Below are 2,021 nucleotides of genomic sequence, written 5' to 3'. Positions count from 1 at the left end.
TCTCCTGTCACAGGATCGATCATCGCCTCTGTTACTTCGGTCGTGAAGTCGTTCACGGCCATCTCCTCTCGGATCAGGCCGAACCTCACACACCGTTTTTCTTACAGTCCCAGAGCTTCTAAGACGCCACACCTCATGCACTCATGAGTGAGTGAGGTCATGAACGCGTGAACGAGTGTAAAAAGGGCCGGCGCTTTCAATGCCCAGAAGAGCCGGTGCCGGCGACTTCGGCCGGCATGTGATGGGTCGTTGGAGTGGGTGGATAGGCTCTGAGTAGGCGCGCGTTCGCGCCAAGACAATGTGCCGAAACGGAGCATGATGGCTGAGCAGAATGAAGGATGTAAGGCCTCCGATCCGGACGGAGGTGATCCTGTGCAGCGGAGCATGGATGAGTTGATTGCCAGTTTGCGCGAGCAGACGCAGAAGGTTGAGCAGCTGCAGGAGGCGTTGGCGAGCAGGGACTTGATTAGCCAGGCAAAGGGCATCCTGATGGGGCGCCTGAAAATCAGTGCTGATGAGGCATTCGCGTTGCTGTGTCAGACCAGTAATCAGACGAACGTAAAGCTCTATGAGATAGCTCAACGAGTCGTGCATGAGGGATCAATCGACGGTTATCTCTGACACAGCGTTTGGCCACTGTAAAGGCTTGGTGGCCACCACCGCGGGCCGCGGCTAACTCATCACCTAACGACGTGTTGTAAGCCTCTCAGAGGCTCGCCTGGCGGTGGCTGAGTGTCTCCCAAAACGAGTGAAGGCCTACCGATAATCGGTGGGCCTTCACTCGTTGCGACGTTTTGTAGGACTCCTACAAGCGGGACACGCCGTTAAAGAGCGAAGCTACCCCGGTATGTTGGCCGCCCGGGGTAGCTTCAAAGCACATCAGAACTTCATATCCAGCGTACCTCTTGCTTGGCCGGAAGAGGATGCCACTGCAGGCTGGCAGACCTGTGGCGTGTCGTCGGAGACACGGAACCAAAACGCCAAGGCGCTAACACCGCCCCCTTACCGGGTTTGAGCCGGTTCCTTTGTCGAGCGCGTGGTCAGGGCCCATCACCGGTGCAGCAATGCCCGGAATCGAAGGGACGCCACGGCCTACAGCAGCAACCATCAGCAAGTCTCATGGAACTGCCAGAGCCACGCGCATATGCCGCCGTCGCACCCGCCTAACAGCAGTGCCAGCAATAAGACACCCACACCCCACACCTACACCGGTGCCGTCTTACTCTGCCCTTGATTCACGTCAAGGCAGACCCATGCCCTCCCCCGCCCTTCCCAGTGCCGCCGGTAAAACAAGCAGGACACTCAGACGATGGTCACCAGAGACGAACTAGAGCAAGCAAAGACAGCAGCCGGTGGGTACACGAGAGAGCAACTAGCAGCCTGGGGAATCTCCTGGCCGCCACCTAAGGGCTGGAAAACGAAGATCCTCACCAGCAACGAATCAACCCCACCTCGAGCTGACCCAGCCACCACCAGGTAGCCCAGCGTCGACCAGCTGACACGCGGATCCGAGCCAAAGAAGGCGACACCTGCCAAGGATGCAAGAGGTGTGACGGTTCACGGCCTGTCAGCAGCTTGGTACAGAGCATCTGGAGGATTGAGAGGCGGGACGGCAGAGCACGAGCATTGCACAGCGTCTCTGCCGTCCCTATGCGACCTTGCCCACTGCTAAACACAGGCCACGTCTTTCAGTAGATCGTGCCTGATCGGTGGCCACGTTGGTCAGAAACACGTTGCATGAAGTCACCTCCATCTGAGACCCCAGTCAATGGAGCAACGGAGCAAGCTGGGAACTTAGGTGCCCTAAGTCGATGAGCCGCTTGCAGAGCAAGCTATGCGTTTATGTGCCATAAACGGGCCGACGTCGGAGCGCTGCGCTGGGCCTCAAAACCTACTGAACCGAGAGCTTCGGGACTGTCCGATAAACGGTGTGTGGGGTCCGGCGGTTTTCATCAGTAAATGGTCTTCTCGAACCGGCCCGCGAAGGTGATCGCGAACGCATTGAGCGCGGGTTTCCACCT

The 2,021-nt window shown here is 58.1% G+C and carries 1 protein-coding gene; it reads left to right on the top strand.

Going from position 1 to position 2,021, the window contains the following annotated elements:
- Nucleotides 1-318 precede the first annotated feature (318 nt).
- Entirely contained in the window at nt 319-621 is a 303-nt protein-coding gene (locus ACX80U_RS19140) for an ANTAR domain-containing protein (RefSeq protein ID WP_459269541.1), read from the top strand.
- Nucleotides 622-2,021 lie beyond the last annotated feature (1,400 nt).

Source organism: Arthrobacter sp. TmT3-37 (genome assembly GCF_054510835.1).
Note: the sequence above shows the minus strand (reverse complement) of the source record. Positions and strands in the feature narration are given on the sequence as shown.